Source organism: Pseudomonas piscis, from assembly GCF_009380155.1.
Lineage (GTDB): Bacteria > Pseudomonadota > Gammaproteobacteria > Pseudomonadales > Pseudomonadaceae > Aquipseudomonas > Aquipseudomonas piscis.
Window position 1 is genome coordinate 1,451,299 of sequence record NZ_WHUV01000002.1, and the last position, 17,472, is coordinate 1,468,770.

14 protein-coding genes are annotated in these 17,472 nt (G+C 61.4%); 7 read left to right on the top strand and 7 right to left on the bottom strand.

The genetic code is table 11. The annotated features are described in order from the left end of the window. The first annotated feature begins 39 nt into the window (after window positions 1-39). Complete coding sequence (locus GDH07_RS16570; RefSeq protein WP_152898224.1) at window positions 40-1,323, top strand: OprD family porin; 1,284 nt, start codon at window positions 40-42, stop codon at window positions 1,321-1,323. 140 nt (window positions 1,324-1,463) lie between these two features. Here the strand turns inward: GDH07_RS16570 and GDH07_RS16575 are convergent, their stop codons facing one another. Continuing rightward, entirely contained in the window at window positions 1,464-2,342 is an 879-nt protein-coding gene (locus tag GDH07_RS16575) for a GntR family transcriptional regulator (RefSeq protein ID WP_152898225.1), read from the bottom strand. A 143-nt stretch (window positions 2,343-2,485) separates the two neighbouring features. On the opposite strand from GDH07_RS16575, the gene GDH07_RS16580 reads away from it, so the two are divergent. Beyond that, window positions 2,486-3,985, top strand: a complete 1,500-nt coding sequence (locus GDH07_RS16580) for a serine hydrolase domain-containing protein (RefSeq protein ID WP_152898226.1) — start codon at window positions 2,486-2,488, stop codon at window positions 3,983-3,985. A gap of 250 nt (window positions 3,986-4,235) precedes the next feature. Here GDH07_RS16580 and GDH07_RS16585 read toward each other — a convergent pair whose 3' ends face one another. From GDH07_RS16585 to GDH07_RS16605, 5 genes are all read right to left on the bottom strand, one after another. Next, window positions 4,236-5,051: a heparin lyase I family protein gene (locus GDH07_RS16585; RefSeq protein WP_152898227.1), complete on the bottom strand. Its 816-nt coding sequence runs from the start codon at window positions 5,049-5,051 to the stop codon at window positions 4,236-4,238. 353 nt (window positions 5,052-5,404) lie between these two features. Next, complete coding sequence (locus GDH07_RS16590) at window positions 5,405-8,239, bottom strand: TonB-dependent receptor (protein ID WP_152898228.1); 2,835 nt, start codon at window positions 8,237-8,239, stop codon at window positions 5,405-5,407. A 98-nt stretch (window positions 8,240-8,337) separates the two neighbouring features. Then, window positions 8,338-9,303 (bottom strand): DUF4880 domain-containing protein, encoded by a 966-nt coding sequence (locus GDH07_RS16595; RefSeq protein ID WP_152898229.1) that lies wholly within the window; start codon window positions 9,301-9,303, stop codon window positions 8,338-8,340. Beyond that, complete coding sequence (locus tag GDH07_RS16600; RefSeq protein ID WP_152898230.1) at window positions 9,300-9,806, bottom strand: sigma-70 family RNA polymerase sigma factor; 507 nt, start codon at window positions 9,804-9,806, stop codon at window positions 9,300-9,302. Before GDH07_RS16600 ends, GDH07_RS16595 begins: the two co-directional genes overlap by 4 nt. Window positions 9,807-10,011: 205 nt before the next feature. After that, the gene (locus tag GDH07_RS16605) at window positions 10,012-10,452 is read right to left on the bottom strand and encodes an Lrp/AsnC family transcriptional regulator (RefSeq protein WP_022643714.1); all 441 of its coding nucleotides are present in this window, start codon (window positions 10,450-10,452) and stop codon (window positions 10,012-10,014) included. 139 nt (window positions 10,453-10,591) lie between these two features. On the opposite strand from GDH07_RS16605, the gene GDH07_RS16610 reads away from it, so the two are divergent. The 5 genes from GDH07_RS16610 (at window position 10,592) to GDH07_RS16630 (ending at window position 16,780) form a co-directional block, all read left to right on the top strand. Beyond that, complete coding sequence (locus GDH07_RS16610; RefSeq protein ID WP_152898231.1) at window positions 10,592-13,639, top strand: aminotransferase class III-fold pyridoxal phosphate-dependent enzyme; 3,048 nt, start codon at window positions 10,592-10,594, stop codon at window positions 13,637-13,639. Between the two features lie 208 nt (window positions 13,640-13,847). Then, window positions 13,848-14,636, top strand: a complete 789-nt coding sequence (locus GDH07_RS16615; RefSeq protein WP_152898232.1) for an ABC transporter substrate-binding protein — start codon at window positions 13,848-13,850, stop codon at window positions 14,634-14,636. Between the two features lie 63 nt (window positions 14,637-14,699). Then, window positions 14,700-15,347 (top strand): amino acid ABC transporter permease, encoded by a 648-nt coding sequence (locus GDH07_RS16620; RefSeq protein WP_152898233.1) that lies wholly within the window; start codon window positions 14,700-14,702, stop codon window positions 15,345-15,347. 9 nt (window positions 15,348-15,356) lie between these two features. Then, complete coding sequence (locus GDH07_RS16625; RefSeq protein ID WP_022643710.1) at window positions 15,357-16,016, top strand: amino acid ABC transporter permease; 660 nt, start codon at window positions 15,357-15,359, stop codon at window positions 16,014-16,016. Window positions 16,017-16,030: 14 nt separating this feature from the next. Beyond that, on the top strand, window positions 16,031-16,780 hold the full coding sequence (locus GDH07_RS16630; RefSeq protein WP_178124072.1) for an amino acid ABC transporter ATP-binding protein: 750 nt from the start codon (window positions 16,031-16,033) through the stop codon (window positions 16,778-16,780). Between the two features lie 114 nt (window positions 16,781-16,894). Here GDH07_RS16630 and GDH07_RS16635 read toward each other — a convergent pair whose 3' ends face one another. After that, window positions 16,895-17,401: a GNAT family N-acetyltransferase gene (locus GDH07_RS16635; protein WP_343038266.1), complete on the bottom strand. Its 507-nt coding sequence runs from the start codon at window positions 17,399-17,401 to the stop codon at window positions 16,895-16,897. Window positions 17,402-17,472: the final 71 nt, after the last annotated feature.

The following is a 17,472-nucleotide window of genomic DNA, read 5'->3' on the forward strand; positions in this document are numbered from 1 at the left end:
AAAACCTATTCAGCCATTAACAGTGTCAGAGCCAATAACATGAATAACAATTATTTCAAGCTGATCTTGAAAGGCTTTGGTTTGATGAGCGGCAGCATGCTGGGCATATCCGCCCATGCGGACTTCATAAAAGACAGCAAGGCGGATTTAGAACTAAAGAACTACTACTTCAACAGGGACTTCCGTGAAAGTGCGGGCCAATCCAAGCGCGAAGAATGGGCCCAGGGATTCATCCTCGATGTCAAATCAGGGTTTACCGAAGGCACCGTGGGCCTGGGTCTCGATGTAGTTGGCATGCTCGGCTTGAAGCTCGACTCCAGCCCGGACCGGTCCGGCTCGGGCCTGCTATCTCGGGATAACGACGCCTCGTCAAACCAGCCAAGTTACTCCAGGCGTGCCCACAATGAATATTCCAAGTTCGGTGTAACGGGCAAGCTGCGCTTTGCCGATACTGAACTGCGCATTGGCCATCTGCTACCCGAACTTCCTACCTTGCAGCCGAACGCAAGTCGGTTATTTCCGCAGACTTTTCGCGGCACTCAAGTTACTTCGGCAGACATCAAAGGTTTGGCCTTGATCGGTGGCCAACTCGACCAGACCAAACAACGCGAATCCACTGACTACGAAGACATGGCCCTGACTAGCCAGAACGGCGCTTATAAAAGCACAGCCCGGAGCGATCGTTTTCGCTTTGCCGGCGGCGATTACAAGCTGACCCCGAACATGAGCATTGGGTATCACTTTGCACAGTTGGAAGACATCTACGAACAGCACTTCATCGGTTTGAAAAACAGTTTTCCCGTGGGCGATGCGCTGTTCAAGACCGACATTCGCTACTTCGCGGCCGACAAGTCAGGCGCAGGCCTGGCAGGAAACGTCGATAACCGTGCCCTGAGTACTCGCGCAGCCTTTACCTACAAGGGGCACAGCTTTGGCGCGGGGTATCAGAAGCAATATGGGAGCACTCCGTTCACCTACATCAACGGAAGCAACACCTTTCTATTTTCCGAATATCAGTTGAGCAACTTCTCGCAGACCGGCGAACGAGTCTGGCATGCACGCTATGACTTTGATTTTTCCGCGCTGGGGATACAAGGGCTGACATTCTCGGCCCGATGGGCGAAAGGAGACCAGGCAGAAATCAAGGGTTTTGCCGGAGAGGGGCGTGAGTGGGAGCGAGATGTCGATCTTGGCTACGTGTTCCAGTCAGGAACGCTCAAAGGGCTGTCGCTACGCTTGCGGAACGCCCTGAGCAAAGCCAACTACTTTCGAGACATGAATGAAAACAGGCTGATTGTTGGCTACACGGTAGCGCTTTGGTAATGGCTGGGCTCAAGAAGCTGACCGACATCGATGGCAGCCCTGCCTGCCATTGCTGCCAGGGGTATGGAGACCCCCTCGGGCCAAGAGGATTCGCGCCAACGACCAGCCTGCTGCCAGAGCAAATCCACCATGGCGCCGTATCACTTCTTGCCATGCACATAGTTCAACTTGCTGGCTACATCCAGGTGTCGGTGCAACAAAGTCGAGGCCCACTCGTTATCGCCCTGCTCCAAAGCATCCAGGATCGCCAGATGTTCACAGCAGGAGACTCTAACCCGCTCGACGTTGTTTACGGTATGGAACTCGGTAAGTCTCCTCAGACGGTTCTGTTGTTGAACCGCCTGCAGGATGTAGCTATTGCCGGAAGCTGCCGCCAACAGTTCATGGAACTCAGCGTTGTACTCGATGAACCTTTGGCCATCGATTTTGCCTTCCATCAATTCCACTTGGCGTTCACGACAACGGCGGAACTGCTCGGGGCTCATCTTGAAGGTCGGCTCCAACAGGCCGGCAGGCTCCAGCAACATGCGAAAACGATAACTCTCGAAACGGTTCTTGGGACTGTTCAGAGTTGGCAGGAACTGCCAGCCATGTCCGTGTTTGCGTTGCATCACCCCCTCATCGGACAGCCGCAACAGGCAACGACGCAACACACTTTTACTAACGCCATAGCGACGCAACAGGTCGCTTTCGGAAACCTGGTCGGACACCACCTGGTTCAGGCGGTCGTCGATCAGCCGAACGTACAACTGTTCTTCTTCATTGCGCAGTTCATTGAACTGTTCAGCCAAGTCGCGCGCAGTTTGCAGCGGTACGCGAAAACCCTGTTGTGGCAGCGGTTCTATGGCCTTTTGTTCGGCCAGGTAGGCCAACGCGGAGCGGATCGGCGAACGCGATACCCCCAGGCGCTGGGCCAGCTCCACTTCTTTGAGATGCATTCCTGGCTGCAACTCCCCACAGGCGATGGCTGACAGGATCTGACTCGCAACCTTGGTCTGCAAAGAAGTGAGTTGGGACATGGCACTAGATCGCTCCATTGAAAGGGGAGCGCAAAGAATACCCGGGGAGAAAAAACTATAGAACTCGTAAATACACCGAAGCCATGAAAAACCAGCAGATACATGCACTATTCAATCAACAAAAACATTAACAAGGAGTCACCATGACATACGTCCCATTACCCAGGGCCCTGCCGGATGAATCTGGAGTCGATCCGGCCGGCATTGTCGACTTTCTTCAATCCGTTACGCGTGACGGCCTTGAACTGCATAGTTTCATGCTCTATCACCGCGGCGCGGTGGTGGCCGAGGCGTTCTGGCACCCCTATTCGGCGCACCGGATGCACGCACAGCATTCGGCCACCAAGAGCTGGACCGCGACAGCCATCGGATTGTTGATCGATGATGGCCGCCTTGCCCTGGACACCAAGGTGGTCAGTTTCTTCTCCGAGTTGTGTCCCCAGCCCATCAGCGCCAACCTGGCTGCGATGACAGTGGAAGATCTGCTGACCATGCGTACCGGGCACAAGCGCGGAATCTCCGGCGGGGACTGGCGCAACTTGCAAACCAGCTGGGTTGAAGCCTTCCTCAATGAACCGGTGGATGAGCCGCCAGGGCATTCATTCATCTATAGCAGCGCCTCGAGCTTCATGCTGTCGGCCATAGTCAGCAAAGTCACCGGCCAAACCATGCATGCCTTCTTGCAGGAACGGGTATTTGACTATCTCGGTTTGCACAACCTGGACTGGGACTTCGCTCCCGGCGGCATCAACTCCGGCGGCAATGGACTGAGTTGCACCAGCGAGGACTCGTTGAAGTTCGGTGTACTGCATCTGAATCTCGGTCAGTGGCAGGGGCGCCAGTTGTTGTCTGCGCAGTGGGTTGCCGCAGCGACACGCAACCAGGTTCAGGATGTATGGATGGGCGAGTTCGACGGCAAGCAATACCTGCCGCGCGACAAGAGCAAGAACAACGAAGCCCAGCGAGAGGGCTATGGCTACCAATGGTGGACGACCGAACACGGTGGCTACTACGCGTCCGGAGTGTTCGGCCAGCAATGCATTGTGCTGCCGGATCAGGACACGGTGATCGTCTTCACCTGTGGCCTGCGCCTGGGAGAAAAACGCCTGCACCAAGCCCTGTGGGAACATCTGTTTCCGGCGTTGGGGCGTAGGGCCAGCACTCCCCAAGCCAGCCAGGCCCAACTGGATGCCCTGATCGCGAGCCTGCGCCTGCCCACCTTGCAAGGCTTGAAGGATTCGCCCGCCAGCTCCGCGCTACAAGGCCGATTCGTCATGGAGGCAAACACCGATCACGTGAGTGAACTGGCTTTTGAATTCCAAGGCGATCACTGCGACTTCACCTTGGTGGATCACCGGGGCACGCATCACGTGCGCGCAGGCTTGCAACGACCCATCGAGTCGATAACCAGCATCACTGGCCACTACCTGCACCACCAGTACCAAGCTGAGCACACCCCAGTCATTGCCCAGGCCTGCTGGACTCCCGAAGGTGAGCTATGCATGGACTGGCGTTTTGTCGAGACCGCGTTCACTGACCGGATCACCTGTCGAATGGACAACGGAGTCCTGCGCTTTGACCGCGGAGTAAACACCAACGCCGGCGATCTGCAACGTCCAACCTTGTTCGGATCGCGAATATAGCTGCAAGGCATGCGTTCGATGATGCGCAGGTTCTACTGCCATTGACTGCACTCGCTGGGCAGAAGCTTCAAGGAAGGCATCAGGCGATGCCTCCCGCGATGTCCAACATCCATTCGGCACGATGCTCAACAGGACGAGCACGGGGATCATGTGCGCAACCGGCTCCTGTTGCGCACAGCCTGTGAACGCGAAACCAGGCGCCAGCCCTGCAAATGCCTTGAATGTTGACCAGCCCTGCAGCTGCCCTTGACTACCCCAGCAGAAGGGCCGCAACCCAATGAGGGGGTACGTTCAACCTGGTCACCACCAGGTTTTTCTGGAACACCACCAGTGGATTGCCGCGGGCCGGGCTGATGCGCTCCGCCTCTCTCCAACTTGGCTTGTAGATCCCCATTTGAAAGCAAGGCGGCCACTCCTGGTGATAGTTGTTGTCACCTTCGATGCGCAGCACCCTTTCACCATTGAGGGTCAGCACGATCAGCCCTGGCGTGATCGTTTCGCCCTGCTCATCGCGCCGCGACCAGGTGATATCGAAGACCCAGTCATTCCAGCGGTCGTAGATCAGGGGAACCCTGATGGGATGAATCTCCAACGGGTTTCTACGTGGGTCCTTGTCGAGCATCTTGTATAGGTGCAACTGCCAATGCGGTTGCAAGCCATGCACCGCCAAGGCGATTGGCGGATGCAGGTTCCTGGGTTTTCCGTCGGAGCCCACCAGAGCGTGCCCCAGCCATCGCGTGATGATTGCGTCTTGTCTGAACCTGGGCCAGGTGGAGGGGATGTAGTGCGAGACGGCATAGCGATAGCGCCCCCACTGAAACAGTTTGTGCTGGATCTCGGTACCAAACGACCGGCCATCGTCCGGCACCACGAAGCGCGCCACGAACTGCTCCGCACCTGCTGGATCGGCGACCAGCGCCACACTGCTCTGGCCTGGGGAGTCAAGGAGCATGGAGCTCCAGGCCCGCCCGCCAGCATTGGTGTTGGGCCTGCCCACGCTGATCTCGCCGTTCCCGAAGTCATCACGGAACACCACGCAACCTCCTGGTTGAGTATCTGTACGCATCGCCAACGTCTCCCTTGTTTAGGATCAACAACACGAGCCTGTTCAGTGCGCTGAAAGCTCCATGCACTGAACGCCACGAAGAAATACCTGCCCTGTGCGAGGGGACCGCCCTACCCTGCGCGTCATACCAAGCCGGACGGGGACGCAAGCCACACGAGCAGGCTCGACCTCCCGGCCCCTCTCGCTAGCGTGCTTCCTCGTCGTCAGGCCGATGACCACAAGTCCGGCAAGACGAGGGCTGCGCAGGTCGCCAGGCCCACCATGGGGCCCGGCCCTGCTGGCCCATCTCTACATCCAGGATCCGCTGGTGAATCTTGTGACCCGCGCCGATCACAGGAGAGCGTTGCCGGCCTTCAGAACTTCGTTTGCATGCCCATCCGCAGGGTACGGCCCGGCGCGGGCATGAAGCTTTGCGCCAGCGGGTCGAGGTAGTAGCGATCGGTGAGGTTCTGCAACGAAACGTTGAAGCTGGTGTGATCCTGCAACTGATAGTTGAGGAACAAATCCACCAGGGCTACTTCGCGATAGTTCAACTGTGGAGTGGTCGCACCGGTCTGCCAGGGCTTGTCAGCGGTAACAGTAGGGCCCGAGGTATAGGTGATGCGGGTGCCGAGGGTCAGACTCTGATCGAAGAAACGCAAGCCGGTGGTCAGGTTGCCGGCGAACCGTGGCGGATTCTGGGTATTGGTGTAGGAACCCATGAAGCTGCCCGGGGTACAGTTCGGGGTGTCAGCGGTTTTCTGGTAGGGGTTGGCGGTGGCACGCAACGTGGCGGCGAATTGCGAGTCGCAGGTTTCGGTCTTCAGGTAATAGGTGGACGACAGATCGGCGAAGACCCGGCCAGCGTCATAGCGGGTTTGCAACTCCAGGCCGCTGGTCTTGAAGCTGTCGGTGTTGCTGAAGCGCATCAGCCCCCACAGGCCCGGGCTTGGGTCGTAGTAGCGAGTGATGTAGTTCTTGATGGTGTTGTTGAAGTAGGCAAGCTTGAACGCCGCCGAGTCACCGTCCACCAGCAAGTCCTTCTGCAGGGTGCTGGCGCCGATTTCCCAGTTGCTCGAACGTTCGGGCTTGAGATTCTTGCCCGGCATGGTCTGCAACACTCCCTGACTGGTCTCGAACAACGAAGGCATGCGCATGCCCTGGGTGTACGAGGCATAGATGAAGGTATCGGGCGCCACCTCCAGGTTCACCCCGAAGGCCGGGGCGAAGGCGCTGCCGCTATTGCGATCCTTACCGGAGTAGTCATAGCCGGTGACCACCCGGCCTACTTGAGAGTCGCCGACTTCTGTTTCAGTCGCACCGTATTGGTTATAGGGCGTGCCCTCGAACGGATAGTTGGTATTGGTGAACACCGTGCCGTTGTTCAACCGTGGATCGGTGGCATCGGTGTACTGGCCGTTCTGATCGGGGAACCACATCAGGTAGCCATAGCTGCCGGGCTTGGTGACCGTCACATACTTGTGCTCGCGCTCCTCGCGACGGGCGCTGGCCCGGGGAATCTCATCCTTGGTGCGGTAGTAGGTGTAGCGTCCGCCGCCCCACAGGGCCAGACTTTCCACTGGCTTGTACTCCAGCTTGCCATTGAGGCTGAACTCTTGCCGTGAACCTTCGCGCAACATGCGATTGGCGTTGATATCGTCCTGGGTGGTGACCACGCCTTTCTGCGGTTTCAGGTCTTCGACCTGGAACGAACCGCCCAGGTCCAGTTTCAAGTCACCGTAGGCGGTCTTGAAGCGCGAACTGTTGCTCAGATCGCCGCCAACGCGTTGGTTGGCCTGGCGACTCCAGCTGCGGTCCGACCGATAGGCCTGGGACGCCGGGGCCGCCACCGAGGTCAGCTGGCTGGTCTGTGCGTCGGTCATCCACAGGCCGGCAGTCAGGTCCACCAGGGGGTTGTTATCAGGCAGGTAGTTGTACCGTGCGGTATAGCTATCGATCTTCGTGTGACCCAGCGGGTATTGGTAGATACCACCGGTGCCGAAACGAAAGATGTCCGAGGGCATGATTTCGCCAATACGCCCGTCATAACGACGGTAGCCCAGCTCGAAGGTATGACCGTCCGCCGGACGCAGAGTGGTCTTTAGCAGGTACGACTCGGTCCGCGATGAGGAGTTGAGCACCTCCTCGCCGGCGTTGTAGGTCTTGGCCACGCTGCTCTCTTCATCGCCGTCGCGGTCGTATACGCGATAACGCTCCTGGCCCTTCTTGCCGGCAAAATAGTTGCCCTGGTTGCGCTTGGCATAGGCGGCCACCACATCGAACAGGTCATGACGATAGGCGAACGCGGCACTGCCTGCCTCCGCCTCGGAACCGAACAAGCCGCCCCGGCTCTGGTGCGGCTCGGAGTACAGGTCCTGGGTCTTGGAATGACCATCGCGCGAGGCTGGCGCAACGCCGTTGTTCCACAGGTCGCCCTTCAAGCGCAGGCCGACATCCTTACCCTCACGCAAGATGTCGTCGACGCCGATGGTGCGCATCTTCACCGTACCGCCGATGGCGCTGGAGGTCAGGCTCGGGCCCTTGTCGATGGCAATGTCGCTGATCAGGTCTGGATCGATGTAGCTGCGCTGCTGGGTGCCGGCGTAGCCGCGATAGACATCCAGCGCCTGCTGCGAACCATCCACTGTCACCGCCACCCGGCTCTGGCCCTGGATACCGCGGATGTTCACGTCCAGGCCACCGCCATTGCGGCTGTCACCCACTTGTACACCCGGCTGGCCTTTAAGCATGTCGCCCACCGAAACCACGCCGAAGCGCTGCATGTCTTCACTGGAGATGTACACCGACGAACGCGGTGCCCGATATACCTCTTCCTGGTCGGGGTTCTCGCCCTTGACCTTCTGCACCGGCAAGGCCACCGACTCTTGGCGCAGACGCAAGGCATAAGCACCATCGGGCTGGCGTTGATAACCCAGGCCGGTACCGTCCAACAGCTGGCTCAAGCCGTTCTCGGTCGTAAACTCACCTTGCAGGCCCCGACTACTCTTGCCGGCGGTGAGCAAGGCATTGCCTGCCAGGCCGATCCCCGCTTGCGCTCCGAAGCGCGCCAGGACCTGGTCCAGCGGACCGGCATCGATCTGGTACTGGCGCTCGCCGACAGCGAACGCCAGCTCGCTGCCCAGTGGCTGCAAGCTGAGAAAAAGCAAGGCAAAGGTGCGGGTGCGCAAGGCACGGGCGGGGCATGTCATGCAAGACTCCTAGGGGGTTGGCACCCACCTGTCCCGGTGGGTAATACCTGGAGGCCCAACCAGCCCGGCAAAAACTGCGCAGGAGAAGAAAAATATTTTCAAGCGGGCACCAAGGTCACCCAGTAACGGGTCCGCCGCTCGATGCGCACCGGCAGCGTGCGGGCCAGCAGCGTCAGGGCCGCATCGGTATCGTCCAGCTGGAAACTGCCGGTCACCCGCAGGGCCGCCACCGTCTCGCTGCAGCGCAGAATGCCCGGGCGGTACCGCGCAAGCTCCATCAGCAGACGGTCCAGGCGCATGCGTTCGGCAGGCAGGATGCCGCGCAGCCAGGCCTGGGCCAGGAAGGTATCGACAGGGCTTGGCGCACCGACCCCACGGCTGTCGACCCGGGCCCGCCAGCCGGCCGCCAGGCTCAAGGAACCTGCGCTCTGCCGAGCATTGACCTGCACCTGCCCGCGCAACACCGTCACCAGGGTGCCCAGGTGGTCATGGCGCACCAGCAAATGAGCGCCATGGCCGTACAGCAGTGCATCGGGGGTCAGCATTTGCAAGGCCGGGGACGGGCCATGCAGGTCCAGCGCCAGCTCTCCCTCGACCAACTGCAGACTGCGCCGTTGCGCATTGAACTCCAGGTTTGCCGCGCTGGCAGTGTTCAGCCACAGGGAGCTGCCATCGGCCAGGATCCAATGCCGACGCTCGCCGACGCCGGTGCGATAGCTGGCCAGGGCCGAACGCACCAGGGTCGAATCCGCGCCCTTCCAGGACAATCCCCCCAACACCCCGAAAGCCAGCAGGCACTTGAGCAACTGCCGGCGGCGCCGCGGATCGACTCCTGCGGCCTCCAGGGCCTGGCGCGCGGTGGCGTCGGCCAACAGCCCGGCTCCCGGCTGCAACAGCAGCGGCAAACTGCTGACCCGCTGCCAGGCCCGCTCATGCTCGGCACTGGCTTGCCGCCAATGCTCCAGGGCCTGCCACTCGCGGGGCCCCATCAGCCCGGATTGCGAACGCACCAGCCAGTCGATGGCGCTGTCGCGCACCCGTGGATCGAGCACCATGCCACTCATTCGAAACGGCTCGCGTAACAGACACTGAAGGCCTTGCCCATGGCCCGCTGCACCTGGGCCACGCTCAGGTTCAACTGCATGGCGATCTGCGGGTAGGTCAAGCCATCGAGCTGGGACAAGAAGAAGATCCGCCGTACCTGTACCGACAAACCCACCAGCAGCGAATCCAGTTCCAGCAGGGTTTCGATCATCAAGTAGCGCTCTTCCGCCGATGGTTCCTCGAGCAACGGCCGTGCCGCCAGGGCCTCCAGGTAAGCCCGTTCGATCGCCTGGCGCCGCCAGCGGTTGATCAACAAACCGTTGGCGATGGTGGCGAGGAATGCCATGGGCTGGCGCAACTCACGCACATCATCCTGGGAACGCAGTACGCGGATGAAGGTGTCATGGGCCAGGTCCTCGGCATCGGCACTGTGGCCCAGGCGCCGATGCAACCAGCCGCGCAGCCAGCCATGATGGTTCACATACAACTGAGCAACGGGCGAGGCAATGCTGTTGTCACGCATGAGATATCCGCACCAATGATAACGATTATCATTTTAATGTACGAAAATCGAAATTGTATAGCTCGAAATCTCCTGGACGCCTTGTCGGCAGCGGCCTATGGCTCATGGATCTGCAACTGATGTCAGACCACAGAAGCACCTTAAAATATGCTCGGAGACTGGTAAGGCATGGTCCGCCCACCCACCAGTCTTGCCCTGCAGTGAGTCAGGTTGGCTGCCGATCGATATCACGGCGCAGCACCACCGCCGTGGTGATGTCCTCGACCGATTCGTGAGTAGCGACGGCATCCCGGACCCGGTTCAGGTCATCGATGGTTCGCGCCTCGATCTCGATCACCAGGTCGAGCTGGCCACTGACCGAGGAGACCCGGCGCACCTGCGAGTGCTGCGCCAGGACGTCGAGCAAACCCATGGCTGGCGTGCGCTTGAGGCTCACCAGCAAGATGGCGCGAATCACATGGGCATCGATTTCGCCGATATCGGCCCGGTAGCCCCTGATCACGCCACTGCGCTCCAGGTTGATGACCCGCTCGCTGGTCGCACTTCTTGAAAGGCCGATTCGCGCGGCCAGGGCCTTCAAGGCAATCCGCGCCTCCTTGGACAGGATTTCGAGTATTTCGCGATCTTTTGCATCGAGGTCGCGCATTGCAACTCCTCAAGTCCGCTACCGATTTTGTGCCGGTCGATTCCGACAATATGCCGGCCAGGGCCGACCGCATACCTACTGCCCGCCCAGGCCGCGCATGCCAAGCTAACTGAAAAAAACAGCTTGGAAAACCGCCGCCATGACCGACCTTCGCCACCCCGCCCCGCAGTTCTCCAGCAGCACCGTCGAAAAGCTGGCCGAGCAGTTGTTCAATGTCACCGGCACGGCCACGCCCCTGGCTAGCGAACGTGACTGCAACTTCCGCTTGCAGACGGGCACCGACGCGGGATGGATCCTGAAAGTGGTCAATTCCAGCGAGCCGCGCACCGAAAGCGAGCTGCAGACCGCCATCCTCGACCACCTCGCCAACAGTGATCCCGAACTTGCCGTACCCCAGCTCAAGACCAGCCTTGCAGGCGACTTCCTCGCCTCTGCGCTGGCCCCTTCCGGCGAGACCCATGCGGTCCGCCTGGTCAGCTGGCTGCACGGCACACCCCTGGCCGAGGTCAAGCGCACGCCCGGGCTGATGCGCAGCCTGGGCCAGGCGTTCGGCAACCTGGATCGCGCACTGCAAGGCTTCATGCATCCGGGCGCAGTCCGTGATCTGGACTGGGACCTGCGCCATGCCGCACGCTCCAGGTCACGCCTGCACTTCGTCAAGGACCCCGGCAAAAGAGCCATCCTCGAGCGCTTCATCGATGCTTTCCAAAGCACGGTGCAGCCGAAGCTCGCACGCTTGCGCACCCAGGTCATCCACAACGACGGCAACGACTGGAACATCCTCGTCGACCCACAGAACCACCAGCAGGTCGCGGGCATCATCGACTTTGGCGATGCGCTGCATACGGTGCTCATCGCCGAAGTCGCCATCGCCTGCGCCTACGCCATCCTCGACATGGAAGACCCTATCGGCGCGGCCGCGGCCCTCACTGCCGGCTTCCACGAGCGCTTCCCCCTGCAACCGCAAGAGCTGGATGTGCTGTTCAACCTGATCGCCATGCGCCTGGTCATCAGCGTCACCTTGTCGGCATCGCGGCAAGAGCAGGCCCAGGACAACCCCTACCTGGCGATCAGCGAAGCCCCGGCCTGGCGCCTGCTGGAAAGGCTGGATCGCATGCACCCGCGACTGGCGACGGCGATCCTGCGCAAGGCTTGTGGCCATGACGCCATGGAGGGCGCCGGCGAGGTGCGCCGCTGGGTCATGGACAACCGCAAGTCGTTCGCGGATATCGTACGGCCAGCGGCAGCGACCCTGAACAAGGTCATAGTGCCGTTCGCGGACGCCTCCCATGCGATGACGATCGCCTCGGCCGCCCAACGTCCGGCGGAGGCGACCCAGTGGTGGAACGATTTCTCTGCCCGGCACAAAGTCCCCCTCGGCATCGGCCCCTGGGGCGAAGAACGGACCATCTACACCGACGTGGCATTCGTCTCGCGCTTCATCGAAGGGCAACGCCGGATCATCCACCTCGGCGTGGACCTGATCATGCCCGCAGGTACCCCGCTGTACACCCCGGTGGCCGGCGTGGTGCGCAGCGTCGAGGTCGAATCCGAACCCCTTGGCTATGGCGGCTTGATCATGCTCGAGCACGCGCCGCAGGGCTGCCCGCCCTTCCTGACCCTGTGGGGCCACCTGGCCCACGAAGCCCTGGAGCGCCTGAAGCCCGGCGATCACCTGGAAGCCGGCGCACTGCTGGGCTACATGGGCGCGGACACGGAAAACGGCGGCTGGCTGCCCCACCTGCACCTGCAGATGTCCACCGACACCCAGCTGCAAGCCAGCGAGTTCATCGGCGTTGGCGAGCGGGCCTACCTGGATGTGTGGGCCGACCTGTTCCCCGACGCCTCGGAGCTGGCCGGCATCCCCGCGGAAACCTACAGCCAGGAAGGCCGGAGCAAGGCCCAGATCGTGGCCCGGCGCAAGGAGCTACTGCTGCCCAACCTGTCGATTTCCTATACGGACCCGATCAAGTTCGTGCGTGGCGACGGAGTCTGGCTGATCGATAACTTCGGCCGGGCCTACCTGGACTGCTTCAACAACGTCTGCCACCTGGGCCACAGCCACCCGGACGTGGTGCAAGCAATGGCGCGCCAGGCAGCGCGGCTGAACACCAACACCCGCTACCTGCACGACACTATCGTGGAGTATGCAGAGCGGCTCACCGCCACTTTGCCCGAAGGGCTGACGGTCGCCTCCTTCGGTTGCTCGGGCAGCGAGGCCAACAGCCTGATGCTGCGCATGGCGCGCAATCACACCGGGCGCGACGAAGCCATCGTGCTGGACTGGGCCTACCACGGGACGACCCAGGAGCTGATCGACCTCAGCCCCTACAAGTACAAGCGCAAGGCCGGCAAGGGCCGCGCAGCACACGTGTTCGAGGCCAGCGTCCCGGATGCCTACCGCGCCGCCGACGACTGGCCGTTCGAGGAACTGGGCCAGCGCTTCGCACAGAGCGTGGCCGACCAGATCCAGAGCATGCGCAAGCAGGGGCGCGCGCCGGCGTTCTTTCTCGCGGAGTCCATTCCCAGTGTCGCCGGGCAGCTGTTCTTCCCGGAAAACTACTTGCGGGAGGTCTATGCCATGGTTCGCGCCGCAGGCGGCCTGTGCCTGGCCGACGAAGTCCAGGTCGGTTTTGGCCGAGTGGGCAGCCACTGGTGGGCCTTCGAGACCCAGGGGGTGGTGCCCGATGCGGTGTCCATGGGCAAGCCCATCGGCAACGGCCATCCGCTGTCGGCGGTGGTCACCACGCGGGAGCTGGCCGACAGCTTCGACAACGGCATGGAGTACTTCAACACCTTCGCCGGCAGCCCGGTCTCGTGCGCCGTGGGGCTCAGCGTGCTGGAGGTGATCGAGCGCGACAACCTGAAGCTCAACGCCCTGACCATCGGCAATTACCTGCTCGCAGGCTTTGGCCGGCTGCAACAACGCTACGAGGCCATTGGCGATGTGCGCGGGCTGGGGCTGTTCCTGGGGATCGAACTGGTGACCGATCGCAAGAGCAAGTTCCCCGCCACCGAGCTGGCCCGGAAGGTCGCCGATGGCGCCCGGGAGCGCGGCATCCTGATCGGCACCGAAGGCCCCTACGACAACGTGCTGAAAATGCGCCCGTCGATGATCTTCAGCCAGAAGAACGCCGACTTCCTGCTGGAGGTCCTGGACGACAGCTTCCGGGCGGCGCTGCAATAAGCCGCCAGCAACGGCACGGCAGAAACTGCACTCATGGGCCGGCGCGGTCCGCACGCGACGCCGGCATAGTGCCGGCCAATTCCGGCAATGTGCCCGGCAAGTGAACACCTTGCCTGGTGCTTTCCAGGGTGGCCTGTGCAAAGCTTTTTGCGAGGCCTGGGTGAAGAGCCCGATAAAACAAATAAAAATTCTTCAAAGGTGCCATCCAATGCTAGCCAGAACGCTCAAGGGTCTGTTGTTCGCATCCACCGTGGCAGCCACAGCGCTGCTCTGTCCCACTGCCGCCCAGGCCGATGACCTGCAGACGATCCAGCAAGCCAGGGAAATCCGCATCGCCATGAGCGGCCAGTATTCCCCCTTCAGCTTCGCCAACGAGCAGAACCAGATCGTCGGCTTCGACGCCTCCATCAGCGAGGCCCTGGCTGAGCGGCTGGGGGTGAAAGTGACCATCATCACCACGCCGTTCGACGGGATCATCGCCGGGCTGCTGGCCAAGAAATACGACGCCATCATCGCCTCCATGACCATTACCCCGGAGCGCCTGAGGGCCGTGGACTTCGCCGGCCCCTACTACCACGCCGGGCGCACGATAGTGGTCAAGGATGACTCGGCGATCCACAGCCTGGACCAGCTCAAGGATGTAACGGTCGGCGTGACCCTGGGCGATGCCCACGACAAATGGGCCAGGGCCCGCGGCAACCTGAAGGTGAAGACCTACAAGGGCCTTCCCGAGATGCTGGTCGACCTGGAGGCCGGGCGGATCGACGCGATCGTGATGGACAGCGTCCCGGTGCTGGTGGCCGTCAAGGAAACCGGGCAGAAAGTGCGCATCATCACGCCCCCGGACAGCGATGGCGGCCTCGAAGGCATGGGCATCGCGCTGCGCAAGAACAACCCCGAACTCAAGGCTGCGCTGCAAAAGGCACTGGACAACATGCTCGCCGACGGCAGCTACGAAAAGATCTCGATGCAGTGGATCGGCAAGGATATTCGCTGACACCCTCGTCGCCTGGCTCGACCCGGCGTCGAGCCCGTCCACCTGATTTTTCCGAGCCTTCCCATGGACCTGACTCTCATCCAACGCACGCTGCCGTTCTTCCTGGAGGCAGCGTGGATCACGGTGCAAGTGTCGCTGCTGGCACTGGTGCTCGGCTTGCTGGTTTCCATCGTCCTGGTGGCGGCGCGCCTGTGCAGCAGCTTCATCCTGCGCTGCCTGGCCAGGCTCTACATCAGCGTGTTTCGCGGCACGCCCTGCCTGGTGCAGCTGTTCCTCATCTATTTTGGCGGCCCGCAAATCGGCCTGGAGCTGGAGCCGTTCTCGGCCGGGGTCCTCGGCCTGGGCCTGAACATCGCGGCCTACATGGCCGAATCCATTCGAGGCGCTATTGCCAACGTCGATCCCGGCCAGGAGGAAGCGGCTCGCTCCATTGGTTTCAGCAAGGGCCAGACCCTCTGGCTGATCACCCTGCCGCAAACGGCAAAGCTGATGATCAGGCCCCTGGGCGTGAATGCCGTGGCATTGATCAAGGGCTCGGCACTGGTGTCGACGATCTCCGTGGTCGAGCTGTCCTATACCGCGCAGCGGTTCATCAGCTCGACCTATAAACCCTTCGAGATCTTCATGGTATCGGCGGTGCTTTACATCGTGATGGTCTATGCGGTGAGGCTGCTGGTCGACCACCTCGATCAGCGCTTCGCGGCCAAGTGAGACCCTCCAATGCCAAGCCTCGACCTGAGTATCGTGACACCTTATTCCGAACTGCTGGCGACCGGACTGTGGTGGACCGTCGTCCTGTTCCTGAGCTCCAGCGCCTTGAGCCTGCTGGCGGGAATCGCCTTCGCCCTGATCGTGCTCTACACCCCAAGGCTGGTGTCGCTGCCCATACGCTTCATGACCTGGCTGCTCATGGGCACCCCGCTGCTGCTGCAGCTGTACCTCATCTACTACGGCCTGGTGCAAGTGGGGATCGACATCCCGGCATTGATGGCCGGGATCATCGGCCTGAGCCTGCACTTCGCTGTCTACAACGCCGACGTGATCCGGGCCGGCGTACTGTCGGTGGATCCGGGCCAGGTCGAAGGCGCGCGCTCCATCGGCCTGAGCCGCAGCCAGACCCAGCGCTACATCATCGTTCCGCAAGCCTTGCGCAGCACCATTGCTCCTCTTGGCAACAACCTGATCGTGCTGCTCAAGGACACCTCCCTGGTCTCCATCATCGGTATCGCCGAGCTGGTCTACAGCGCCCAGCGCGCGGTGAGCGAAACCTACAGTCCGTTCGAATTCTATCTGGCCGTCGCGGTGATCTATTACGCCGTCAATCTTGTTCTGGAAGCCGGCCTGCACCTTCTTGAAACCCGGGTAGAGATGTCTCGATGACCACAGAAAAGCTCATGATCCAAGTCAAGGGTGCGCGCAAGGCCTATGGGGCACTGGAAGTCCTCAAGGGCATCGACCTGTCCGTCGCGCGCGGGCAGATCATCGCCATCATCGGCCCCAGCGGCTCGGGCAAGAGCACCCTGCTACGCTCGATCAATCACCTTGAGGTGCTTGACGACGGCCAGATCTGGCTCGAAGGCGAACAGGTCAACCGACCCTTGAAAGGCCGGGCCTTCGAACAGCACATCAATAGCGTGCGCCAGCAGATGGGCATGGTGTTCCAGCACTTCAACCTGTTCCCGCACCTGACCGTCCATGAAAACATCGCCATCGGCCCGATCAAGCTCAAGGGGTTCACCCGGCAATCGGCTCGCGAACTGGCCATGGAATACCTGGAAAAAGTCGGCCTGGGCAACAAGCTCGACGAGTACCCTTCTCGCTTGTCCGGTGGGCAGAAACAACGAGTGGCCATCGCCAGGGCGCTGGCCATGCGCCCCAAGGTGATGCTGTTTGACGAAGCGACCTCGGCCCTGGACCCGGAGCTGGTCGAAGAGGTCAACCAGGTGATGAAGCAGCTCGCCGCCGAACACATGACCATGCTGATCGTCACCCATGAAATGCGCTTTGCCGGCGAGGTCGCCGACCGGATCATCTTCATGGACGGTGGCGTGGTGGTCGAGCAGGGAACACCCCGGGAGATCCTGCAGAACCCGGTGCAGGAACGGACTCGCCTCTTCCTGAAAAAGCACCTGCACGATCGATAGATTGCCAGGCCGCTTCGCCAGCAGCTGTTGCGCCAGGCCAATGGTCTTGACCGTTTGCCTGGCGCAACAGGATGGGCCGGGCACCGCCCGACCCGGACTCGGCTCACCGGTGTTTCACAGCGCAGCGAGCTCCAACTCCATGGCCTGGGACATCAGGCTAGAACCCGCGCGCAATGGCTCGAGCGCACCCACGGGGCGAAAACCACAGGCCTGGTACAAATGCATGGCTGGCGTCTGGGCATAGGTGACCCCCAGCCGAATCCGCCGCGCGCCCTTGCCCCGGGCCCAGGCCAGTACCTGCTCGAGCAAGGCAGCGCCGGCCCCGAGGCCACGGCAAGCCGGATCGACCCACATCTGGTAGATATCGGCTACCGCGCTTTCGGCGACCGGCAATTTGCACCAGACCAGGCCACAGGCCTGGCTCCCCTTGAAGGCGAACAACGGCAGGTCATTGCCGCCAGCCAGGCCTGCAGCGATACGTGCCGCCCACTCCTCGTCCGTCCGCGCCGCTTCGTCCTCAAGGGTACTGGCGAAAGCATCCGGTGAATCCTCCAGCGCCCGCAGGCGCATATCCCGGTATTGCGGCCATTCAGTGGCCTTTATCGAACGCGTCGAAATCACCCCGCAGCTCCTTTTCAATGGTCAGCTCGTCGCTGCCGACTCCACCCAGGCATGAACCATGGGCCCAGGGC